The sequence below is a fragment of the Bacillus infantis genome (genome assembly GCF_020171945.1).
Classification (GTDB): Bacteria; Bacillota; Bacilli; order Bacillales; family Cytobacillaceae; genus Bacillus_AB; species Bacillus_AB infantis_A.
Genome location: NZ_JAIVAP010000019.1, coordinates 20,951 through 44,195, shown reverse-complemented (window position 1 = coordinate 44,195; position 23,245 = coordinate 20,951). Strand labels below are relative to the sequence as shown.

The 23,245-nt window shown below is 43.7% G+C and carries 22 protein-coding genes; 21 read left to right on the top strand and 1 reads right to left on the bottom strand.

The features are described 5' to 3' along the window. Positions 1–33 precede the first annotated feature (33 nt). The 18 genes from LCM00_RS20055 (at position 34) to LCM00_RS19975 (ending at position 18,371) form a co-directional block, all read left to right on the top strand. Complete coding sequence (locus LCM00_RS20055) at positions 34–1,044, top strand: Gfo/Idh/MocA family protein (protein WP_224905355.1); 1,011 nt, start codon at positions 34–36, stop codon at positions 1,042–1,044. After that, positions 1,041–2,012 carry a Gfo/Idh/MocA family protein gene (locus LCM00_RS20050; protein ID WP_224905353.1) on the top strand — a complete coding sequence of 324 codons (972 nt, stop codon included), beginning with the start codon at positions 1,041–1,043 and terminating at the stop codon, positions 2,010–2,012. The genes LCM00_RS20055 and LCM00_RS20050 overlap by 4 nt, the downstream gene beginning before the upstream one ends. A gap of 51 nt (positions 2,013–2,063) precedes the next feature. Continuing rightward, a complete protein-coding gene (locus LCM00_RS20045; RefSeq protein ID WP_224905351.1) occupies positions 2,064–2,747 on the top strand; it encodes an N-acetylmannosamine-6-phosphate 2-epimerase in 684 nt (227 codons plus the stop codon). Positions 2,748–2,760: 13 nt separating this feature from the next. Further along, positions 2,761–3,678, top strand: a complete 918-nt coding sequence (locus LCM00_RS20040) for an ROK family protein (protein ID WP_224905349.1) — start codon at positions 2,761–2,763, stop codon at positions 3,676–3,678. A 27-nt stretch (positions 3,679–3,705) separates the two neighbouring features. After that, on the top strand, positions 3,706–5,283 hold the full coding sequence (locus LCM00_RS20035) for an FAD-dependent oxidoreductase (protein ID WP_224905346.1): 1,578 nt from the start codon (positions 3,706–3,708) through the stop codon (positions 5,281–5,283). Positions 5,284–5,297: 14 nt separating this feature from the next. Then, a complete protein-coding gene (locus LCM00_RS20030) occupies positions 5,298–7,160 on the top strand; it encodes a hypothetical protein (RefSeq protein WP_224905344.1) in 1,863 nt (620 codons plus the stop codon). Then, a complete protein-coding gene (locus LCM00_RS20025) occupies positions 7,161–8,696 on the top strand; it encodes a hypothetical protein (protein ID WP_224905343.1) in 1,536 nt (511 codons plus the stop codon). It begins immediately after the preceding gene. Positions 8,697–8,773: 77 nt separating this feature from the next. Continuing rightward, positions 8,774–9,421, top strand: a complete 648-nt coding sequence (locus LCM00_RS20020) for an SGNH/GDSL hydrolase family protein (RefSeq protein ID WP_224905341.1) — start codon at positions 8,774–8,776, stop codon at positions 9,419–9,421. 375 nt (positions 9,422–9,796) lie between these two features. Then, on the top strand, positions 9,797–11,317 hold the full coding sequence (locus LCM00_RS20015; RefSeq protein WP_318247638.1) for a malate:quinone oxidoreductase: 1,521 nt from the start codon (positions 9,797–9,799) through the stop codon (positions 11,315–11,317). 97 nt (positions 11,318–11,414) lie between these two features. Beyond that, entirely contained in the window at positions 11,415–11,879 is a 465-nt protein-coding gene (locus LCM00_RS20010) for an NUDIX hydrolase (protein ID WP_224905337.1), read from the top strand. 201 nt (positions 11,880–12,080) lie between these two features. Then, the gene (locus LCM00_RS20005) at positions 12,081–12,479 is read left to right on the top strand and encodes an Rrf2 family transcriptional regulator (protein ID WP_224905334.1); all 399 of its coding nucleotides are present in this window, start codon (positions 12,081–12,083) and stop codon (positions 12,477–12,479) included. A gap of 35 nt (positions 12,480–12,514) precedes the next feature. Next, a complete protein-coding gene (locus LCM00_RS24985) occupies positions 12,515–12,961 on the top strand; it encodes an NAD(P)/FAD-dependent oxidoreductase (protein ID WP_318247637.1) in 447 nt (148 codons plus the stop codon). 22 nt (positions 12,962–12,983) lie between these two features. Continuing rightward, the gene (locus tag LCM00_RS24980; RefSeq protein ID WP_318247636.1) at positions 12,984–13,427 is read left to right on the top strand and encodes an FAD-dependent oxidoreductase; all 444 of its coding nucleotides are present in this window, start codon (positions 12,984–12,986) and stop codon (positions 13,425–13,427) included. A 23-nt stretch (positions 13,428–13,450) separates the two neighbouring features. After that, complete coding sequence (locus LCM00_RS19995) at positions 13,451–14,026, top strand: class I SAM-dependent methyltransferase (protein ID WP_224905332.1); 576 nt, start codon at positions 13,451–13,453, stop codon at positions 14,024–14,026. Between the two features lie 650 nt (positions 14,027–14,676). Continuing rightward, on the top strand, positions 14,677–15,876 hold the full coding sequence (locus tag LCM00_RS19990) for a YecA family protein (protein WP_224905330.1): 1,200 nt from the start codon (positions 14,677–14,679) through the stop codon (positions 15,874–15,876). Positions 15,877–16,051: 175 nt separating this feature from the next. After that, entirely contained in the window at positions 16,052–17,398 is a 1,347-nt protein-coding gene (locus LCM00_RS19985) for a PepSY-associated TM helix domain-containing protein (protein WP_224905328.1), read from the top strand. 12 nt (positions 17,399–17,410) lie between these two features. Next, positions 17,411–17,872 (top strand): FixH family protein, encoded by a 462-nt coding sequence (locus LCM00_RS19980; RefSeq protein ID WP_224905326.1) that lies wholly within the window; start codon positions 17,411–17,413, stop codon positions 17,870–17,872. 319 nt (positions 17,873–18,191) lie between these two features. Beyond that, positions 18,192–18,371, top strand: a complete 180-nt coding sequence (locus LCM00_RS19975; protein WP_224905324.1) for a hypothetical protein — start codon at positions 18,192–18,194, stop codon at positions 18,369–18,371. 60 nt (positions 18,372–18,431) lie between these two features. On the opposite strand, the gene LCM00_RS19970 is transcribed toward LCM00_RS19975, so the two are convergent. Beyond that, entirely contained in the window at positions 18,432–19,043 is a 612-nt protein-coding gene (locus LCM00_RS19970) for a TetR/AcrR family transcriptional regulator (protein ID WP_224905322.1), read from the bottom strand. Positions 19,044–19,232: 189 nt separating this feature from the next. Here LCM00_RS19970 and LCM00_RS19965 point away from each other — a divergent pair, with 189 nt between their 5' ends. From LCM00_RS19965 to LCM00_RS19955, 3 genes are all read left to right on the top strand, one after another. Continuing rightward, a complete protein-coding gene (locus LCM00_RS19965) occupies positions 19,233–19,991 on the top strand; it encodes an SDR family oxidoreductase (protein ID WP_224905320.1) in 759 nt (252 codons plus the stop codon). 330 nt (positions 19,992–20,321) lie between these two features. Then, positions 20,322–21,125: a zinc-dependent metalloprotease gene (locus tag LCM00_RS19960; RefSeq protein ID WP_224905318.1), complete on the top strand. Its 804-nt coding sequence runs from the start codon at positions 20,322–20,324 to the stop codon at positions 21,123–21,125. A gap of 405 nt (positions 21,126–21,530) precedes the next feature. Continuing rightward, on the top strand, positions 21,531–23,216 hold the full coding sequence (locus LCM00_RS19955) for a methyl-accepting chemotaxis protein (RefSeq protein WP_224905316.1): 1,686 nt from the start codon (positions 21,531–21,533) through the stop codon (positions 23,214–23,216). Positions 23,217–23,245: the final 29 nt, after the last annotated feature.

Below are 23,245 nucleotides of genomic sequence, written 5' to 3'. Positions count from 1 at the left end.
CTAAAACCGATTGGCGGAAAGGGGGGCTGCAGGATGCAGAATATCTTATTGATAGGTGCAGGAACAATGGGGATGGAGCATGCTGCCCACTACTATTCAATGAAAGATGTCCATATTGCCGGCATAGTCGATATACGCACCGAACAAGCACAAAATCTTATTGAACACCATGAAACAAGGGTTTTTCAAACATTGGAAGAGGCAGTTAAACGCCTGGCTCAAATCGATGTAATCGATATTTGTGTTCCGACTCCCTTCCATAAGGAATTTGTTTTGCAGGCGGCAGACTTAGGGATCAATATCATTTGCGAAAAGCCTCTTGCTTACAGGGCACAGGACGCCAGAGAAATGATAGAGTATTGCCGGCAAAAGAATGTGAAATTATTTTTAGGGCATGTGGTGCGATTCTTCCCTCAATACAGCAAGGCACGTGAACTTGTGCTGAAAGGGACGATTGGGGAAATTGGTGTAGTACGCACCAAACGAGGTGGAAGCTTCCCGGCTGGCTGGGATGATTGGTACTCAGACCTGGGGATGAGCGGGGGTGTTATCCTTGATTTAATGATCCACGATTTCGATTTCCTGCGCTGGACTTTTGGAGAAGTTGAGAGGGTATTTGCAAAGGGGCTTGCTGAACACAAGCTAAAACATCTGGATTATGCGCTGGCAACTATAGTCTTCAAATCAGGAGTCATTGCACATGTCGAGGGCACTTGGGCTCATCAGACTTTTTCTACTCAATTTGAAATAGCCGGTAAGAGCGGCATTATTGAATATGACAGCTCTAAAGAAGAGCCAGTCTTATTTTCTCCCAGAAAGGCTCCTGCTGAAAAAGTGGGAGTGGCTGTCCCGTACAGCCCTTTAAAGAAATCCCCGTATTTTATCGAACTGGAGCATTACCTGCAGTGCATAAAGCAAAATGAAGAGCCTCTTGTCACAGCTGAAGATGCATTAAAGGCAATGGAAATATCTGCAGCAGCACTCCAGTCAATAAAAACAGGGAAGCCTGTGTACCTGGAACAAAAAGGTGGCGAGCAGTATTGAAGATAGGAATCATAAGTTTTGCCCATATGCATGCCATCAGCTATGCAACAGCGATAAAAGAGCTGGATGGAGTGATACTGGCAGGAATTGCTGATGAAGACGAGGAGAGGGGAATCAAGTATTCGCAGCAATTTAGAACTGCCTACTACAAAGACTATCGGGAATTGCTGAAAACTGATATTGATGGAGTGATCGTTACATCCGAGAACAGCCTCCACCATCAGCATGTGCTTGCTGCGGCATATGCAGGGAAGCATGTGCTGTGCGAAAAACCTCTTGCTGTCAATATGAAGGATATGGAAGAGATGATTCAATCATGCCGACAAAACAATGTTTTTCTGGGGACTGCCTTCCCTGTTCGCTTTAATACCCCAATTCAGCATGCTAAAGAACTGATTGATAGAGGTGACCTTGGGACCATTCTGGCTATAAAAGGAACGAATCGGGGCTCCAACCCAGGGGGATGGTTCATAGATAAAGAAAAGTCAGGAGGCGGAGCGGTCCTTGACCATACTGTGCATGTCGTTGACATTATGAGGTGGTTTACGGGTGCTGAGGTAAAGGAAGTCTACGCTGAAATTGGCTGTGTCTATACCGGCCATCATATTGACGATTGCGGAATCCTTACTATGGAATTTACAAATGGAATGTTTGCTACATTGGATTGCAGCTGGTCAAGGAATACAAGCTATCCCACTTGGGGCGATGTAACAATAGAAATCATCGGAACTGCGGGAACGCTTAAAGTTGATGCTTTCTCGCAGAAGGTAGATTTATATTCCAACCAGGATGGAGTCAAATGGCTTAGCTGGGGAGACGATATGGACGCTGCCCTCATCTATGACTTCGTGTCCTCCATTAAGGCAGGGCGATCGCCGCTGGCTTCCGGATATGCAGGCATGAAGGCTGTTGAGGCAGCATTGGCAGCCTATGAATCATACGCAAAGAAGGAACCCATAAAGTTATAAGCAGGCAGAGATCAGAGTTTCAGGGCTTATGACAGCCGAAGGAGGCGTAACATGGATTCTATATTGGAAAATCTAAAGGGAGGTTTGATCGTCTCCTGCCAGGCTCTTGAACATGAACCTCTTTACGGCTCATCCATGATGGGAAAAATGGCGCTGGCTGCCGCGGAGGGAGGAGCTGCTGCAATCAGGGCGAATACCGGTACAGATATTATGGAAATAAAAAAGACGGTTGAGCTTCCTGTTGTCGGCTTGGTGAAGAGAAATTATATAGACAGTGAAATCTATATCACTCCGACTCTGAGAGAGGTGCACGAGGCAGTGGAGGCGGGTGCAGATATCATTGCCTTTGATGCGACTGGCCGAATCCGCCCCGAAGGCCAGGTGCTTACTGATTTCATTAAAGTAATAAGGCAATGCTATCCCGGCCATTTGCTGATGGCTGATATATCAACACTTGAGGAAGGTATATTGGCAGCCCGTTTAGGAGTAGATCTCATCTCCACCACACTTTGCGGCTATACCCCTTATACAGCGCATATCGGCACATTCTGCAAACATCTATTAGCAGAACTGCTGCAGAAAACCGATGTGCCCATCATTGCAGAAGGCAGAATTTCTACTCCTTCCCTTGCTTTGGAATGTATAAAATTAGGGGCCCATGCGGTAGTAGTTGGCTCTGCGATAACCAGGCCACAGGAAATCACAAGGAGCTTTGTAAGGGAAATGAATTCTTAAAAGGAAGTGTAGCATGCTTACATTAGGGGTTGATATAGGCGGTACAAAGATAAAGGCAGGTGTAATCAACCAGGAGGGCCGGATAACCGCTCACATTGAAGAACGGACTGATAAGAACAGACTTATGGATCAGGTATTTTCATTATTAGATCGGCTGGCCGGCAAAGAAAATGACTTTTGGGGGATCGGGATTGCCACTGCCGGGATGGTGGATGCAGAGAAGGGCACAATTCATTATGCAACTCCCAATCTGCCTGGCTGGACCGGCACTCAAGTAAAGGAGTTAGTTGAAAAGCGCTATCGAATACCTGTTTATGTTGATAATGATGCCAATTGTGCTGCATACGCAGAGATGAAATTAGGAGCGGCAAGATATACTAAGAACTTTATGTGTCTCACCCTGGGCACAGGCGTTGGTGCGGGAATAATACTCAATGGCCAATTATTTCATGGGGGAAAAGGCGGTGCAGGGGATATTGGGCATATGATTTATATGCCAAACGGAACCCCTTGTAATTGCGGAAAAAAAGGGTGCTGGGAGCAATATGTCTCTGGCACTGCTTTGGAATCGGAAATAAGGAAGTCCTTTGAGGGGGAAGTCACACCAGAAGAAGTCTTCAGGCTGGCGGGAGAGAAGCATCCCGATGCTGCCCATATTGTCGACAGTTATCTCACAAACCTGGCTACAGGAATTATCTCGCTTCAAAGCATATTGGATCTGCAGTTATTTGTGGTAGGAGGAGGCGTCATTAACTCAAGCCAGTATTGGTGGAATCCTTTTCTGGGTAAACTGCGAAGCATCTCTAAATCTGCACCAATGGTAAAAAAAGCTATTCTGAAAAATGATGCAGGAATGATAGGGGCTTCTCTAATGCTGAGCGGCAAGGTTCATTGCTCTGCCACCATTCCGGCAGACGCAGGGGAACTCTAGTTTCTTTAAAATAAAGGGGTTGGCAAAATGAAAGTCTCTCAGAAATTATGTGCAGATCTGATCGTTATTGGCGGGGGACTCGGTGGGATCGCCGCCTCCCTGGCAGCACTGGAATCAGGAAAAACGGTCATTTTGACAGAGGAAACCAAATGGATTGGAGGGCAAATCACCAGCCAGGGTGTCCCGCCTGATGAACATCCGTGGATTGAAAGCTTTGGTGCTACGAGAAATTACCGCACTTTTCGAAAAAATATCAGAGAATACTATTTCCGCAGTTATCCTGTGAAGAATAGTGAACGCTTGAATGATCGCTTTAATCCCGGGAATGCCTTGGTCAGCAGCATCAGCCACGAACCCAGAGCGGCATTGCAAGTGTTCCACGAAATGTTAGCACCCTATTTGAGCACAGGGAAACTCACCCTTCTGACCGAATATAAGGCTGTAAATGCGGAAACACACGGCGATCAAGTGCAGGCTGTGGCAGTACAGAATGTAAGTACAGGCCATACATATCTTCTACAAGGTAAATTCTTTATGGACGCATCTGAAATGGGTGATTTGCTGCCTCTTGCGAATGTAGAATACGTAACTGGAGCAGAGGCACAGGCGGAAACCGGGGAAAAACATGCTCCGCCAAATCCGCAGCCATTCAATATGCAGGCATTTACCTATTGTTTTGCAATAGACTATCTAGAAAATGAAGACCATACAATCGAAAAACCTGAACAATATGACTTCTGGAAAGATTATCAGGCAGCCTTTTGGCCAGCTAAGCAGCTAAGCTGGTGGGGAGTGGTTCCTCACACGCTGGAACCGATAGAGTATTCCTTTTTTTATGAGCCGGATCGGTTTTCATTATGGAATTACCGCCGAATCATCGACAAAAGCAACTTTGAAGCGGGAACATTTAATAGTGATATAACCATTGTGAATTGGCCGCAGAATGATTATTGGCTGGGACCTATCATTGATGTTGCTGAGGAAGAACAGAAAAAGCATTCTTACAATGCAAAACAATTGAGCTTGTCTCTGCTTTATTGGATGCAAACGGAAGCACCGCGTCCAGATGGCGGGTTTGGTTTTCCGGGCATCCGTCTCCGCAAAGATATACTGGGTACAGAAGATGGTCTCGCCATGTACCCATACGTCCGTGAATCAAGAAGGATAAAAGCAGAATTTACTGTGAAGGAGCAGCATATAAGCGCTGAAGCAGAAGGGAAGGAGAATGCAGCATTCTTTGAGGACAGTATTGGCATTGGATGCTACCGCCTTGACCTTCATCCAAGTACAGGGTTGGATACGTATATTGATATATCCGCATTTCCTTTCCAGATCCCTCTAGGCAGCCTCATACCTGTAAGGGTGAAAAACTTCCTTCCTGCCGGCAAAAATATAGGTACGACTCATCTAACGAACGGATGTTACCGTCTGCATCCAGTTGAATGGAATGTTGGAGAATCTGCAGGCCATTTAGCAGCCTATTGCATTGAGAACAATCTTATTCCCAGTGAAGTTAGAAGTAATGAGATTCGGTTGAGAGATTTTCAGTCTCGTCTAGTAAAAGCAGGGATTGAATTGGAATGGCCGAAAGTTCATCAAGTGTGAAGGGGGATAACGAGTTGATCGCGTTAGTAGATGGAAGCATGAAAATGAAAGACCGTGTCCGCTTTACCGACTACTACTCTTCGCCAGAGCAGCTGCTGGCTGAAAATCTGCAAAAGTTTAACGTGATACTAATTAATGGAAATCAAAATGGGCACCCGCAGCTGCTTTCTTATCCATTGATTGAAAAGCTCTATAATTTTGTTGAGCAAGGCGGTATCTTATATGGTGAATTGATCAATTGTGAGAATTTCCCGGCTTCACGCCTCTTTGGGTTTAAACAGGACTTTGGTATCACCAGCCGCCGCCTTGAGAAATTAGTTATATCCCGTGAGCATCAATTTGCCCGCAAAGGCCAGCTAATGGAATGGCAGGGGCCGTTTTTAACAGGCTTCACCTTTGATACAGATAGATTGATAGATATCGGCCATTTTAAGGAAACTCACCTAACTGAAGTAAGGAAAGCTGACAGCTACCCTGGAATAGTCACAAAAGAGTATGGGAAAGGAAAGGCAATTTTCTCGAGTTTTTCTTTCCTGGGAACTGAAAAGAGCTGGGTGCTAAGGCCTAATTGGGCATGGAATAAAGTGATTGCCTGGCTGAATGAAGAGTATGGATTGCCTATCACAGAGCTGGAGCCAGTCATCCTTTTATCCGGATCTCAGGATGTTGATAAAGTTTTGAAAAAAGGGGTGGAGTGGTTTTTGCACTCAGGCATTCTGCCGGAGGAAAATGGCCGTTTGGGAGTATATGAAAATGTCCATTCCATCCGCAGTGATATCAGCAAGGATCTTCGCCCTGATTGCCATGCGCATACTGCATTATTTTTTTACTTATATGGAGAGTACACAAAAGAACGAAAATGGAGTGCCATGTCTGATAATATACTATCCTATTTGTTTAAGTCCGGTTATCAGGACAGCGACCCCGAATCAGCAACATATGGGTTTTGGAAATGGTTCCAGAGTCCAAAGGAAAAGCCGGATCAAATATTTTCTGATGACAATAGCTGGGTTGCGCTGGTTCTCCTCTATCTGTACCGGAAAACAGGCAATAAAGAATATAAGCGAAGAGGCCTGATGACTGCGAGAGCTTTATTAAGCACTCAAAATAAAAAAGGTCTCCGTCCGGAATGTATCCGTGAAAACGAATTAATAGTAAAAGGGGCTGATTACTTTAAAACGTCTGCACAAGCCAGCATGAACCCGCATTTTGAATCAATCGTGCACGCTGCCTTTATTCAAGCGTATTACGTAACAAAAGACGAAGCATTCCTTCAAACAGCCTATCTGGGTACACTGGCTTTGCTGGAGAATAAAGCAGAATTAAAGTATATGTACAGTCAAACAGCAGGCTGCAGCCGTTTTCTTTTATCACTGGCCCATCTATTTGCTGTAACAAAGGATGATCGAATAAAAGAGGGTTTATATGAAACAATTGAATATTTGAAAGACAATCAGCATAGGCTTGGCGGTATTGAAGAGAGTGATAATCCGGATCCGGACAGGTATGGGACAGAGGACACAGGCGTCTTCAGGCAGAATCATGAGGGAATTGCCGATCAGCTGTACACGAATAATTTCTTAATGATGAATGCTTGGGAGGCCTGGAAGGCAACAGAAGATCCGGTTATAAGAAATTTTCATGAGAATCTGGAAACCTTTATCACCCGAATTCAAATCAACTCAGCAAAAAATGAATTTAATGGCGGTTGGATGCGTTCTTTTCATTTAGACAGCGGCGAGTATTTTGGGAATAATGGCGATACAGGCTGGGGGGCGTATGTCATCGAAAGCGGATGGACAAATGCCATCATCTTATCAGGGTTGCTGTTAAAGAAGATGAATCAATCTTTACTAGAAATGTTGGAAGGTGTCTGAATGACTAGCATTCAATGTTCCATTTTAAAAGACGAAAAGACTATCAGATTTGCAAAAGAAGAATTGCAGAAATATGCAGAAGCAGCACGTATGGAAATTCCGTACTCTTTCGTGTTGGATATAGAAACTGAAGGTGAATCCCTCGCAGATCACGTGAGAACGGATTCTTTTAAACTCCTTAACAAGGGGGAGGAGATCCAAATAATAGGATCAAATCCCCGCTCTGTCCTTTTTGGCGTCTATCATGCCTGCAAAAATCTATTCGGATATAAATGGGTAAGCTTCTTATCTGCTGAGTCTTTAAGTGATTCTCTTTTCCATTTTGATAAGATTTCTCATAAGGGAAAAATGGAACGAAGAGGGCTGGTTGTTGAAAATTACAACGATGCTGCTTTTCTCATAAAGCTGGTTGACTGGGCGGCAAAACATTATATCAATGATTTATTTTTTACATTTATGCTCTGGGATAAAGTGAAGAATATTTTGGCTCCAGAGATTGAGAAACGCGGCCTGACTGTCACAATTGGCGGCCATAGCATGCACTACCTGGCAGGTGGGAGTGCATCGGAAAAGAACCAGTTCGATTTCCGGGACGATACCTGGAAAAGCCGCCTGCTTAAAAAAATCAAGGAAACATGTGAAGATTCAGCTTCCATTAAGCGGGTATCATTATGGCCCGCGGATGTTGGAATTGGTGGGGATCAGCATTTTATAGCCCAATATATCGAATTCACTGAAACGATTAAAAGGCAGCTGCCACACCTTGAAGTAGAGCATATTGCCTATAATGCAGGATTATCCTGGAATATGCTGGAGATTCCAGAAGACCTGGAAGGTGCCGAAAAAGTGGATACCTTATTTGCATACTGGGGCAGAAACTATAAACAGTCATTCGCAGATGAAGATAGAGCTTACAAAGCCATGCAGAAGTGGTGCAAATATACTAAGGAAAGCAATAATCGGATCACCATATTCGAATATTATAGCGATCATTTCATGCTGGGTGATTTATATCCGCCGCTGTTTCACCGTATCCAAGCGGATATTGAATTGTTTAGCAGAATGGGGATAAAGAGGATCGTAAATCTGATCGTACCATTTATTCCAAAAGAATCAGCTGCTGAGATGGATTATTTATATCCTTGGCAATCGATCCAGCTGATGAACAGCTATTTTTTTGCCAGATTGGCATGGGGTGATGACTTCCACGAGATTAAGAATGATTTTTATTCTATCTTTGGCGATAAACAAGCAGAGATTATGGAAGCTTATGAAAAAATGGAAGAAATACTTTCTGAAGCATCTAAAATGAATGTTCCATTATTTCCACAGCGCATAATCGATCCAGAAAAAGTAACAAAATATAATGATATACCAAAAGTGCTGAATGATATGAAAAAGTGGAGAATCGAGATAGAAAAAATCAGTTTGAAACCAACCGAAAACACGAATGAGGTATACAGTATGGCAGTTTTTTATAATGATTTTATCAAACAAAAATTAACAAGGTATATAACAATGTGGGAGGAAAAATAAATAGGATTACGGAGGGGCTGTATAGTTCATTTTATAGAAGGATTTAGTAAGAAACCGGGATCATATAGGGGGAAACCATGAAAAAGAAGGTAGTTTTTATTGGTGATAGTATTACATGGTCGGGAGTAAGTGAAAATGATAGCATTGGCAACGGCTATGTACGCCTAATTCATGATTATCTGACAGTCACCTGCCCCCGGCAGGACTTTGAGATACACAATAAAGGGGTAAGCGGTGATCGGATCATCGATCTTGCCGATAGGTGGGAAAGAGATGTCATACAGTTGAACCCAGATATCCTGTCAATCTCAATTGGCATAAATGATGTGGCAAGGCAGATGGATTCACCAGACATAAATCAAATGTTTCCTGACAAGTTTGAATCAATCCTTGCAGATCTCCTTGAAGAGGTCAAAAAGCGTACAAATGCGAGAATCATTTTGATGGAGCCCACAGTGATAAAAGAAGATATCACATCGGTTGGGAATTTGAAGCTCAAGCCGTATCTTGGCATCATTCACAAAACAGCGAAGAGATTTGGAGCAGCTACTGTTCCAACACACCAGGCATTTATATCTTATTTGGAAAAGAGGAAGAATCAGCCGCTCACCATTGATGGAGTACACATGAATGCATTGGGGAATATGCTGATGGCCATGACCTGGTTAGAGGCTGTAAAGGATATTCTGAAATTAAATGTTTTGATCCCAAATGTATCTGAATAAACGAATTGAATCCCAATAAGTTGATTAATATATTTTCCAGGCGCATAAACCATTCTGATCAGCAGAACTTGTTTATGCGCTTTTTGTTCTTAATACGCAATACTCCAGACTTGTTAACGCTTACTTTTTATTTTAATATAGGAATATAATGTTTAGTAAATTCTAATCCTGATATAATGAAAAAAGTACAGAATTTTTGATTTTTCCTGTATAAAGTGAACCTTTGCACTTTTTTCCAAACGAAAAATAATATATAATTATCAGATAATAGTAGATAAATTAACCAATAAATCATTATAATAGAATATGAAAGGGTTTTAATTGAAACGGAAGAGTGAATTTCTAGGTGAAATAGCGCACAATCTTTTTTCACATATAGGAGGCAAAGAACGTATTATGAGCAGCGTACAGAAAGCAACAGACGTAATCTTAATTGGTGCCGGGATCATGAGCGCAACATTGGGTTCTTTTCTGAAGGAGCTTGCTCCTGAGTGGGAGATCAAGGTTTTTGAGAAGCTTGCGGGTTCAGGGGAAGAAAGCTCGAATGAGTGGAATAATGCGGGTACAGGCCATGCTGCCTTGTGCGAGCTGAATTATACGCCAGAGAAGCCGGATGGCTCTATCGATATAAAGAAAGCGATTGATATTAACGAACAATTCCAGCTGTCACGCCAGTTTTGGTCTTATTTAGTCAAAAAGGACCTTATCCGAAATCCGCAGGAATTCATCATGCCTATACCGCATATGAGCCTTGTGGAAGGTGAGAAAAATGTAGAATTCCTGCAAAAACGATTTAAAGCGCTTTCAGGTGTCCCGCTGTTTCAGGGTATGGAATTCTCAAGCGACCCAAAGAAATTAAAGGAATGGATTCCTCTTATTATGGAGGACCGGAAATCAAACGAACCGATCGCCGCCACGAAAATTGATTCCGGTACAGATGTGAACTTCGGTGCTTTGACTAGGATGCTGTTCGACTATTTGAAGAAGCAAAATGTAGAAATGAATTACAAGCATACGGTGAAGGATATCAAACGCAACAGCCAGGGCATGTGGGACGTGAAGGTGAAAAATCTTGAAAGCGGCTCTGTGGAACACCATACTGCCAAGTTCGTGTTCATCGGAGGCGGGGGCGGCAGTCTGCCGCTGCTGCAGAAAACCGGGATTCCTGAGTCGAAGCGAATCGGGGGCTTCCCTGTCAGCGGTCTTTTCCTTGTCTGCAATAACCCTGAGGTCATTGCCAGGCACCATGCCAAGGTATATGGGAAAGCAAAGGTCGGAGCGCCGCCAATGTCGGTACCCCATCTTGATACAAGGTATATCGATAACAAGAAGTCCCTCCTGTTCGGGCCTTTTGCCGGATTCTCGCCTAAGTTCCTGAAAACAGGCTCTAACTTTGATTTAATCGGTTCTGTTAAACCGAATAATGTCTTTACAATGCTGGCAGCGGGAATGAAGGAATTTCCTTTGACCAAGTATTTGATCGAGCAGGTGCTGCTGTCTCATGAGAAGCGGATCCAGGAACTGCGCGAGTTCATCCCGAACGCTCAAAGCGGTGATTGGGATACAGTCGTAGCCGGCCAGCGTGTTCAGGTTATCAAGGACACAGAAGCAGGCGGCAAAGGAACGCTGCAATTTGGGACAGAGGTTGTGAGTGCTTCAGACGGTTCGGTTGCCGCATTGCTCGGAGCATCCCCAGGTGCATCAACTGCTGTACAGGTTATGCTTGAAGTTCTTGAGAAATGCTTTCCTGAGAATATGCAGAAATGGCAGCCAAAAATCAAAGAAATGATTCCGTCATTCGGTGTATCGCTGGCCAGCAATCCAGCACTTTTCCATGAAATCCAGACGTCAACAGCCGAGACGCTTGGCTTAAGAAAAAAGGAACTGGTTTCCTAGAAAAATATTATGTTAACTAAATACACCAGGAGCCTTTAATCGTGATAAGATTAGAGGTTCTTTTTCTATTTAAATGAGAAGGAAAATGGGAGGGAAAATGGATTATATAAGAACGATGAGAAAAATGATTGGACACGAAACGCTGTTCACTGTCGGCTGCGGCATCATCATTGAAAACGAGGGTAGAATTCTGCTGCAGCACCGTACAGACGAAGATAATTGGTGCATACCCGGCGGGGTGATGGAGCTGGGCGAAACGTTTGAGCAGACGGCTAAAAGAGAAACTTTTGAAGAAACAGGACTTGAGGTTCAGGAGCTTGAACTGTTCGCGATCTACTCAGGGGAGAAATGTTTTGTTGAATATCCCAATAAAGACAGGGTATTCAGTGTCCAGATTATATTCAAAACCAGCTCTTTCAGCGGGACCTTAAAGCAAACGGGAGACGAAAGCAGGGAGCATCGGTATTTTGAGAAGAACGGCCTGCCAGGGAATTTAAATCCAAGGCAGAAGGAGTTTATTAAAGATTGGGCTGAGGGGAAGAAGACACCTGTGCTGGATTAACATGAAAAAGTCGTACAAAGTTGACCAATTTTTGGGGTTATAGAAGTCAATGGCATTGAACAGATTCAACTATAGACATGACCAGTTTATATTTAGGATTTTTAAAAACCTCTCGTTGACATCCTTTACCTCAAGTGATAAAGTCGATCTTATTACAGATATCAAGAGTCTTTAATGTCTTTTTTATTCAAGGAGGTTATTATGAAATATTCAAACGCAACAAACTATGCTCTGCATACGATGGTCCATCTAATGCTGGAGCCTGGGGAGGGCACAGTGGGGGTACAGGAATTAGCAGAGATGCAGCATCTTTCCCCGACGTACCTTTCTAAGGTTTTAACCAAATTAGCGAAAGCGGGTTTGATTGAATCAACTCCTGGGGCGAAGGGAGGCTATAAAATTTCCAGAAAAAAACATGAAATATCCTTTTTGGAAGTTATCCACGCGATTGAAGGGGAGACTAGCTTATTCGATTGCTCCATTCACCATGAAGGCTGCTTGATTGAGAACGTCATGAGACAGGCAGAGGAAAATATGAAAAGTGAACTGGCATCAAAGCTTCTAATCGATATTGCTAAAGAGGCAGAATCACAACGGTAATAAGAAATATTAAATTCATTGAGGGAGTGAACACAATGATATTAGACTGCGCGGTGATTGGCGGAGGCCCGGCTGGGTTGAATGCTGCTTTAGTGCTTGGAAGATCCAGACGGAAAACGATCCTGTTTGATGACAACAAACCGAGAAATGCGGTAACTTCTGAGTCCCACGGATTTATCACTAGGGATGGCATACATCCGCAGGAATTCAAAAGGATTGCTCAAGGAGAATTGAGCAAGTACCCGAACGTGAGGCTTGAACGGCAGCGGGTGCATCGTATTAATAAAGAAAACAACTTGTTTCAAGTAGAGACAGAAAACGCGGAAGTATATAGTGCCAAAAAAATTATAATCGCCACAGGATTCAAGGAAATTCTTCCAGATATTCCAAAGGCGAAAGAGTTCTATGGCCAGAGCCTTTTCGGCTGTCCTTACTGTGATGGCTGGGAATTAAAAAGATCGGCCGCTGGCAGTGATCGCTGAAGAGCAGCAGGCGGCGTTTCATATGGCGAAAGTGGTGTCTAACTGGACGAATGATTTAATTATTTTTACGAACGGCAGGAAAGTCCTTTCGCCCGAAGAAAAAGAATTGCTCAAAAATAATGGCATCGGTATTAACGAAAAGAAGATTTCCTCTCTCATTGGAAAAGAGGGGCTGCTGGAAAAAATCCAGCTTGAAGATGGAACTTCAGTGCTTCTTGAAGGAGGGTTTATCGCATCGGAATGGAAACAGGCTGCTTCCTTTGATTCACTCGGCTACACACTAAATGAGCAGGGAGGAATTACAACTGACAGTTGGCAGCGCACGAACACAGAAGGGCTGTATGCCTGCGGGGATACGCGAATTGCCGGTGCTTCCCAGTTAATCATTGCGGCAGCGGAAGGCAGTATGGCTGCCATTGCTGTGAATGCAGCTCTTATAGAAGAGAGATATAGCCAGGATAAATAGAAGTTAAAGATAGGAGGATTTAAATGAACCATCATTCGCATGGCAAGCACGATAAAGGAAAAGTATCCTACTTGGAAAGCCCCGAGCGAAGAAAGGTATTATCTCCCGAACAATTACTGAACATGATTCCTTTAAAGGAAAATGATAGCATGCTGGATTTTGGCGCTGGGACCGGTTATTTTTCCATCCCTGCAGCGAAAAGGATCAATGGCAGCGTATATGCGCTGGATATCGATGCGGCTATGCTGGAGATAATAAATGAGAAAGCTTTGGAGGAACAGGTGACAAATATTGTTCCAGTGCTGGGGAGTATGGAGGCACTTCCTTTAACAGACAGTTCTATTGATATCATCATTGCTTCCCTTGTTTTGCATGAAATTCAGCCACTCGCACCGCTATTACAGCAAATGAGAAATGTACTTAAAAAAGAAGGTTATCTAATCTGTCTGGAACTTGAACCAAAGGAAGGTTCAGGGAAAGCGCCGAGAATTTCCTTGGAAGGAATGGAGTGTGAAATGAACGAAGCTGGATTTACAGTAACTGAGAGATCCTTTCCAGCAGCATCTTTATACATGCTAATTGCGCAGAAAACGGAGTAAGCATATATTTTTTTATCGAATTAAGGATATTAAGTGTCTCTAAAGTATTTAATTAGTAAAGTAAAGTGGTCTTTCCCTTTAATAGAGGGGAGACCCTTTTTCTTATGTCACAAACGTGGCAAGTTAGTTAGTAATATACATCAAGCCTGAGAAGTAAATTATGGGAGATCGAATCAAAACGACAAGCCTTAAAATAAGAGTAGAATTTCCTGCTATGTTGCTGAATATGACACGGGAGGGTAGAAATAAGCGGAGAAATTCCAGTTAAGAGGAGCAAAATTACCTATTTTCCTGTTTTTTAATCTGATAGGGGGAATTTCTCCGTCTATTTTGGCTATATTTAGAGTTTTTTTGAAAATAGGGGGAATTTCTCCGCTTACTTTTTCCACCTGTCACTGATTACCTCATTCAGAAGGTGGAACGCTCTCTACTTACTGCTTATAGGAGGCGTTAATTTTTGACAGCAGTATCCCTGAAATCACTTTAAAACAAGGGTTTTCACCTTATTGACGGACTATTTTCTATTTTGATTCATTTTATCCCTGCCGGCTCTTATGTGTATAATAGTAGATTGGAAATGTACATGTATTCATTAATGAAAAAATCGATGATTGATTGTGAATGAATAAGAGAGAAAGGAGTACATATACATGAGCGGAAATGCAGTACTTGAAAAACAGGTGAATAAGATTCTGGACGGATTGAAAGATTTGAAGAAAAGCCAGGAAGTGAAGCAGTTCAAAAAGCACTGGAGTGAACTGAGTGTCCCTTTTACACTGAATGAAGGGCTGAGCAGTTTCACAAAGGGTGAACTTGATCAAATAAGAAAAAATCTGGCTATTAAAAATGCGAGCAGCCTGAAAAAGGCGGAGCTGATCATCCTGCTCCAGGAAAAAATCGCTGAAAACCTTGAAAGCATTCCTCTTAACTGGGACAGCGAAAGGTTTAAGCTGCTGCTGGATATAGCCGGAAGTGGCGGAATAATGCCAGCTCCTGATCTTGATGCGCAGCAGATTGAATACTTCCGAGGAACTGGCCTTATTTACAGCGGTATTGTTGAAGGGGAGCCAGTTTTGGCTGTACCGGATGAGCTGGTTGAAAAAGTAAAAGAATTAAAGAACAGTATACATATCAGGTCTGCCGTCAGCAAAAATACAGAATGGATTAGGCTTACAGGCGGGCTTCTGTATTATTATGGAACACTATCATTTGTTCAGCTGGCAGAATTCCTGGAAAAACACCTTAAATATCAAATAAGGCTTAAAGAATATCTTAATGTCATCCATAACGCCAATTCTTTCCGCACTGAGCTGCAGATTAACGGAGATGGCTATTCTAATCGCAGGGTGTTTGATGCTAAACGAGTGATCCAGGAGCATCAGGCAAGGAAGAATCTATCATACTATCCTTTTACCAAACAGCAGCTGCTGGCAGCTGGTGAGCCTGGTTTTGTGGAAAGAAATAAAAGCTATATGGAGCTCGTCCAATTCCTGGCGCAGCACTTCGAAATCTCGAAAGAAGATGCGGACCAGGTCGCCGAAGAGTGTGTTTTTGCTACAAGAGTAGGCGATACACCTGAAGATCTGATGAAATACTTAACAAGCATGTTTAAGTTCGACAGTGTTGAAAAACTGCAGGCACTGATGGACATAGTGGTGGAACTGATGAACAGCACAAGGGAATGGTTCCTCAAAGGCTATACCTCCCTGGAGCTGAGCAGCATGGAGAAAAAGCAGTTAAAGCCGCTGCCGGCTGCCAATAAAGACAGCAATGTCGAAGCTAAAGTGGGAAGAAATGACCCTTGTCCATGCGGAAGCGGAAAAAAGTATAAAAAATGCTGCGGAAGATAATGAAAGTTAACTAGTCTAGCCGATGAAATTAAAGACGCCTGCCCTGATCAGTCAGTGGCAGGCTCTTTTTGTGCTGCGAAATCTAATAATATTTTTTGCAAAAACTTCATTCATCCCTCACATTTTCACATTATATTGTTTTATAGAATTTGATTATGAAAGGATTGCAGCCTCTATGGAAAATAAAACAAAACCGGAGGGCTCCCTCTATAAAACGATTTGGAGATGGCATTTTTATGCCGGCATTATTTTTGCGCCGTTCCTGATCATTCTGGCAGTGACAGGGTCGGTGTACTTGTTCAAGCCTCAGATTGAGCAGGTGATCTATAAGGAATATTATGAAGTCCAGCCGCAGGGGGATCGCATTCTTCCTTCTGAACAGCTTGAAGAAGTTAAGAGACTGTATCCTGATGCTTTTATATCGAAATACCGGCCTGGAGAAGAAGACGCCCGGTCCAGTGAAGTAAGCATCATAAATGGGGAAGAGTCACTTACTGTATTTATTGATCCTTATACGGGAAAGTCATTGGGGACATTGAACAATGAGGATCGGATCATGGATAAGATTGAGGAAATCCATGGCGAATTGATGGCAGGAACCCTTGGCGACCGGATCGTCGAATTGGCTGCCTGCTGGGCGGTTGTCCTGATTGTTACTGGACTCTTTTTATGGTTTCCGAGGAAATCAAAAGGGCTGGCAGGCGTGCTGCTTCCCCGTTTGAATAAGGGAAAAAGAGTTTTCAGAAGAGATCTGCATGCGGTGCCTGCATTTTGGGTGACGGCAGGAATGCTTTTCTTAATCATGACCGGCCTGCCCTGGTCAGGCTTCTGGGGAGTGAACTTCCAGAATTGGGCCACGAACACAGGGGAAGGATATCCGCCTTCCATCTGGACCGGCAGTGCTCCTGAGTCTCCAGTAAAAACAAAGGATATTGCAGAAGTGCCTTGGGCAGCCGAGAATCTCGAGGTGCCAAAATCGGAAGTGGAAGGCTTTATCCCGCTTTCCATTAATGATGCAGTCACGATTGCCCAGTATGAAGGCATGGATCCGGGTTATACAATCATTTTCCCTTCAACGAAGGAAGGCGTTTTTACACTCTCTGCTTTTCCGGCAAAAGCCCAGGATGAAGCGACAATCCACCTTGATCAATATTCAGGCGCGGTGCTCGCCGATTACCGCTATGATAATTACGGCTTTATCGGGAAGCTTGTGGCCTGGGGCATCACTCTTCATAAAGGAACCCAATTTGGACTGATCAACCAGCTGATAAGCCTGTTCATTTGTCTTGGCATCATTCTTGTCGCCGCCAGCGGGCTGTATCTCTGGATGAAGCGGAAGCCGAAAAAAGGGATGGGCGCCCCTGCAGGTCCTTCAGCAAGGAAAATGAAGATGTTCCTGCTCATATTGATTGCACTTGGGATCATGTTTCCGCTTGTCGGCCTGTCGCTTATCGTGGTCTGGCTTGCGGACTGGCTCGTCATCAGACGGATTCCAGCTGTCAAAAAATTTATGAATGCATAGGGGAGTCTTATTGTGAAAAGAGTTTTATTTTTAATCGTAATGGGAGTGCTGCTTGGCGGCTGCTCCCTTGATGAAAATACCGAGGAATTATATAAAACAGAACAGCCGCTCCACGCTGACATCATCCTGCCAGAATCATTCTCCGCAGGTGAGGAAGTGCCGATACGTGCAGTGCTTACGCAGAACGGTAAGAAAGTGGCAGATGCAGATTATGTCCATTTCGAAATCTGGAAGCGGGACGGGACTGTCCATTATCCAATGGAAGAAGCGGCTGATGCAGGAGAAGGCGTTTATCAGCTTGTCAAAAAGTTTGAACAGGATGGAATCTACATCATTAAAGTACATGCCAGCAGCGCCGGATCGCTCATCATGCCGCAAAAACGCTTTGTTGTCGGTGAGCTAACCGAAGCAGAGCTGGAAGAGCTGATAAAAGAAGGAGAGGCACCTTCCGGAAGCCATGAGGGGCATCATTAGGAAGCGAAGGAAAAGATCCCTTAACAGGTTCAATGGGTCTTTTTTCTGAATGGCTGTTTTCGTATAGATTGTTGCTTTCGAAAAAATCCCCAGAGCCGGATTTTTTCCCTTCATACAAAAACTTTCTCTTGAAAAAAGAGAGCAGCTCTTTTCCTATCATGATATTTCATGGTAAGCAGGGTGATATCTGAAAAAATTTTTTTATAGAAAACAACAAAGTTTAAGAAAAGAGCCTTCTGAATAAAGGATTTCACCAATCATTCCAGAATAGATGAATTTGGCAATTTTATGGTAAAGTATCCTAAAGGAGGCCAGATTCATGACCTTTCAAAAAAAGTACTATTTAGGATATCTCATTTTTGTCCTGATGCTGCTGATTGTTTATGTTACGATTCCTGTTGAATACGGCTTTTACGCTCTTATGGGGCTAACCATACTGTTTGTCCTGTATCAGTTCATGATTTTGCGTAAGAAAAGCAATAGAATGAAGGATCATTAGCGAATTTACATTTTGGCTGCCTTTCCCAATTATGGGGGGGAGCCATTTTTATTGAAGTCTTCACCTTATCTCATTCACCGGCTTCACAATTGAATCCGCCTGCCTGTGCCTTATGATTTCCAGCAGCTGCTGGGCCATATAGGATGGGCTGTATTTGAATCCGCCATTGACCCATTCAACGATCATGCCAAGGATGGCATATGCCTGGTAGCTGGCCTGCATTTCACGGTTGGTCTGCGGAACCGGAAAGGGAATATCCAAATCATTCAGGGCGAGATCCTTAAGGACAAGGCAGAACTGGGCTTGAAAGCCTGCCATTGTGTTCGACTGGACAATCAGCGAATAAAAGCCTGAGAATCTGCTGACATGGTCGAATACCTTGATGGCTGATGTAGTGAGCTTATTGACTTCCAGCACTTCCACACTTTTATAAGGCTCCCTGAATGATTCGATCAGGTCGGCGATCACCTCATCAATCATTTCCTGCAGCAGATCTTCTTTATACTGAAAATGCTTATAAAATGTCCCTCTGTTAAGGTCTGCACTTTTAACAATTTCTGTGATCGTTATATCCTTGAAGTCCTTCTCCTGCATCAGGCAGACGAGCGCTTCCTTCAGCGCCCGCTTGGAACGGAGTATTCTTCTGTCAGTATAATCATTTTTAATAGACATAAAAGGCCTCCCATGTTCAATAAGTCTTGTAATTCAACAGGCTGGCATTTCTTTGTTCATTAACAGACATTCTTCTTCTCTTTTGCTGATTGAACAGCTTGCTTAAGTAAAATTATACTATAAGTAGCTGTTCGTTAGTAAACAGCTGTTCATTAAATAGGATACATTCTATCATTTGGAGGAATGGTTATGAGACTTCAAAACAAAACAGCAGTTGTAACAGGCGCAGCATCAGGAATGGGAAAGGCGATCAGCGTCCTTTATGCAAAGGAAGGAGCAAAGGTTGTCGGATCTGATATAAATGAAGAAGCTGCCAGGCTGACAGTGGAAGAAATCAAGTCTGCAGGCGGGGAAGCTATCGCTGTTAAAGCGAATGTAGCGGATGAAGAAGATATCCAGCAGCTGATCGACAAGGCTGTCGAGGCTTACGGCACATTGGATATTCTCGTGAATAACGCCGGGATCATGGACAACTTCGAACCGGCAGGCGATATTACAGATGAGAATTGGGAGAGGGTTTTTGCCATTAACACGACAAGTGTGATGCGGGCAACGAGAAAGGCCCTCCAGATCTTTTTGGAGAAAAAGTCAGGTGTCATCATCAATGTAGCTTCAGCAGGCGGCCTGCAGGGAGCGAGGGCAGGTGCAGCCTATACTGCCTCCAAGCATGCAGTCATTGGCTTCACAAAAAATACAGGCTTTATGTATGCGAATGAAGGCATCCGCTGCAATGCGATTGCACCGGGCGGCGTTGAAACCAATATCAGCAGCTCCATGACCAATGTCAATCCATTCGGAATGGGACGGATTCAGCCTGGGCTGGCTGTCAATCCGCGTGTAGGCAAGCCTGAGGAAATCGCTCAGATTGCCCTGTTCCTGGCATCAGAAGATTCCAGTTTTGTGAATGGGACTGTCATTACCGGTGATGCCGGGTGGACGGCATTTTAAGCAATAGGCTTTTGGGGGGATTTCTTCCTTCCGGAGGCCTGTTTTTATTTCAGTGAAAAAGTCCTTCTTTTTTATTTCAAGAAATTTTATTAGACCAAAAGAGCTTCAAAAAAAAGAAGTTTTCCCAACTTTTTATGGACACCTTTCACAAAATCAGTAAAATCCGATTATTTTTTATTTCTCTTTTTTTCGAAAACCGATTCTTTCTGCTACAAACCTGCCGGATTTCTTTCCATTGTCCCATCATAGCTTTCCCAATTCAATCATGAAAGGAAACTGGAAGAAATAGAAGAATACCTCCTTTGAATAAAAATTCAAGGAGGTATATCTATGAAAAAACAGTTGAAGGTCTTATCATTATCATTGCTCAGCACCCTTGTAATCAGCTCAAGTGCTTATGCCGGGTCCGGGGAGCACCATCATGAGCATCCAACAGGCGCCGTACAATACATTGGCAATTCCTTGCCGAAAGCAGCGGATTTCAAGGATCTTGAAGAAGAAGCTATAGTGGAAAGAGATGCATCAGTCAGTATCCTTAATGAAAAGGGGACTGTGACTGGTATCATGAAGACAGACAAAAATACACAGGATGGAAAAGCGTCGCCTCAGGATACGGGCACCCGGAAGGTAACAGTCCTTGCTGTGGCAGATGAAGAGTACCGGAGCGCCTATAGCGATTGGCAGAATCGGATTCAAAATATCATCGAAACCGCTGACAATGCTTTTAACAGGGACCATGGCGTGGACTTTGTTGTTCAGGCGGTCGCAAGCTGGAGTTCACAAGGATCAAACAGTTCACAGATTCTCAGCGACCTGCAAAGGGACTGGGATGGGAGAGGCTATGATTTCGTAGCCGGTTTTACAAGAGATGCTGCTTTTGATGCAGGCGGTATCGCTTATGTGTATCAGGCTGCGCCATCAGGAAGTGCCATCAGTGTGAACCTGGACCAGGGGACTTCCAATACAGCCAAGGCAGCGCAGCATGAGTTCTCCCATAATTTCGGCCTCGGCCATGATGCACAGGGAAGCGGGATCCGCTGCATCATGAACTATGACTATTCTTATTCCATCGACTATTGGCACTCTCAGCATAATTCACAGATTGCAGCGAATAAATATTGGTATGGGAATTAGAAGACCTGCTCCTCCAATTTTGGGGGAGCTTTATTTCAGTTCTGCGCCTCAAAATTGGAAGGCTGCATAAAAGACAGCTTAATATTTAATTACTTAATATGCAGGCTTGTCTGGAATCTGGCTATAAGCTTTTGAACTGATCTTTGGTTATTACCATCATTTAATCGGGAGAAAGAATTGCTGCCCTTCCTGAACGGAAAAAAGAGCTTTTGGCGGGGTGATTAACAGGGTCCGGATAAGAGTTATATTGAAATAGTTTTTTTAGGCGCGTTTTATATTGATAATACTCCTCCTTTCCAAATGTATCCTTATGTTTATTTGGCTGTTTACCCTAAAAAACCTTATTCCATTGACGATATTAAGATTAAGAAATTATTCTAAATATAATGTATATGGAGGAAACTAGTGAAAATTAAAACGCGGTTAATCACAACTATTTCAATCCTGGTAGGGTCAATTGTCCTGCTTGGCAGTTTTTCGATCTATGTAATTAACGCACAGGTAAAAAGAACAGACCTGCTTCAGGATAAAATGGATTTTCAAAAAGATATTATAAAAATCCAACACCGCCTCGCCGGAATTTCAAACGATGAAAGAGCTTTGATTTTGACGGGCGATAAGCAGTATGCAGAGAGTATGAATGAGAAGGCTGAGGATGTCCAGTCCCTGATCAGGCAGGCAGAGGGCAAAGCGCTTGAAAAAAAGAATCTTGAGCAGATCGAGAAAATGGAGTCCAGCTTCAACATGTTTTGGGATATCAATCAGAGGGTCATTGGGCTTTATGAAACTGATCCGGAGGCAGCCAGGGACCTTCATTTCGGAGAAGAGCGCATGCTGAGAAAGGATGTGCTCGACCCGGCTGTGAATGAACTTGTTTCTGTCCTGGATAAAGAACTCGAACAGATTAATAAGATTAAAGAAGAGAACTCAGAAGGAAGTAAGGAGATTCTTATCGCCCTGGCTGTTGCGGCATCGCTGGCAGGCGGCATTTTAAGCTTCATGCTGCTTCGGTCCATACTGATTCCATTAGGAGCACTCAACAGGCAATTGAATAATATTGCATCAGGAGATGCCGACTTGACACAAAAGGTGGATGTAAAGGGCAACAATGAATTCGGTCAGCTTGCCCAATCTTTTAATGCTTTTGTAGGTTCGCTTAGAGGGATGATTGCGCACATTGGCATGTCCTCTGAACAAGTGGCGGCCGCATCTGAAGAGCTCTCTGCAAGTGCTGAGCAGTCAAAAGCTGCGTCAGGGCATATAGCAGAAACGATGCAGACTATTTCCAATCACAACCATATACAAACCGAGATGACTTCAGGCAGCCTGAGAACTGTAGCAGGTTCTCTGGACGGCCTGAAATCTGTAGCAGCCAATACGGATAAAGCTGCGGAGGTATCCGCAGAAATGAGGAAGCAGGCGGAAGACGGAGCTTCTGCGGTTAAGGAAATGCAAAAGCAAATGAATTCAATCAGCCAGTCAGTCGAGCGTGCAGGTGATGGTGTATCTTCGCTGGTTTCAAGTTCAGCTGAGATACAGAAGATTTCCTCGCTGATCGCTGATATTTCAGGACAGACTAACCTTTTGGCCCTGAATGCAGCCATCGAAGCGGCAAGAGCTGGAGAGCAAGGGAAAGGATTTGCTGTGGTTGCTGAAGAAGTGAGAAAGCTGGCAGATGAAACCAATTCTTCAGCCGTGCAGATTCACAAGCTGGTAGCAAAGATTCAAGAGGAGTCAAGCGAAACAGTGCAGGACATCCGTGTGGTAAAAGAAAATGTCTCTGCAGGCATCACCCTCTCGGAAGAAACCGTTTCTAACTTTGCCAGGATACTGGTACAGATTGAGCAGGTAACCTCCCAAATTCAAGAGGCGGCAACAGCAACCAGATATCTGACAGACGAGTTTGGGGGAGTCCACGAAACTATTGAAGGAATCGCCGCCGGCTCCCAGCAGACACTGGAAAGCTCTGAAACAGCAGCAGCTGCCAGTCAGGAGCAGCTTGCTTCTGCAGAAGATGTATCAAATGCAACACAATCCCTTGCCCGATTAGCAGAGGAATTGCAGCAAATGATCTCACGATTTAAATCATAACAAAAGGGGAAAGCAGACTTTATCGTTTG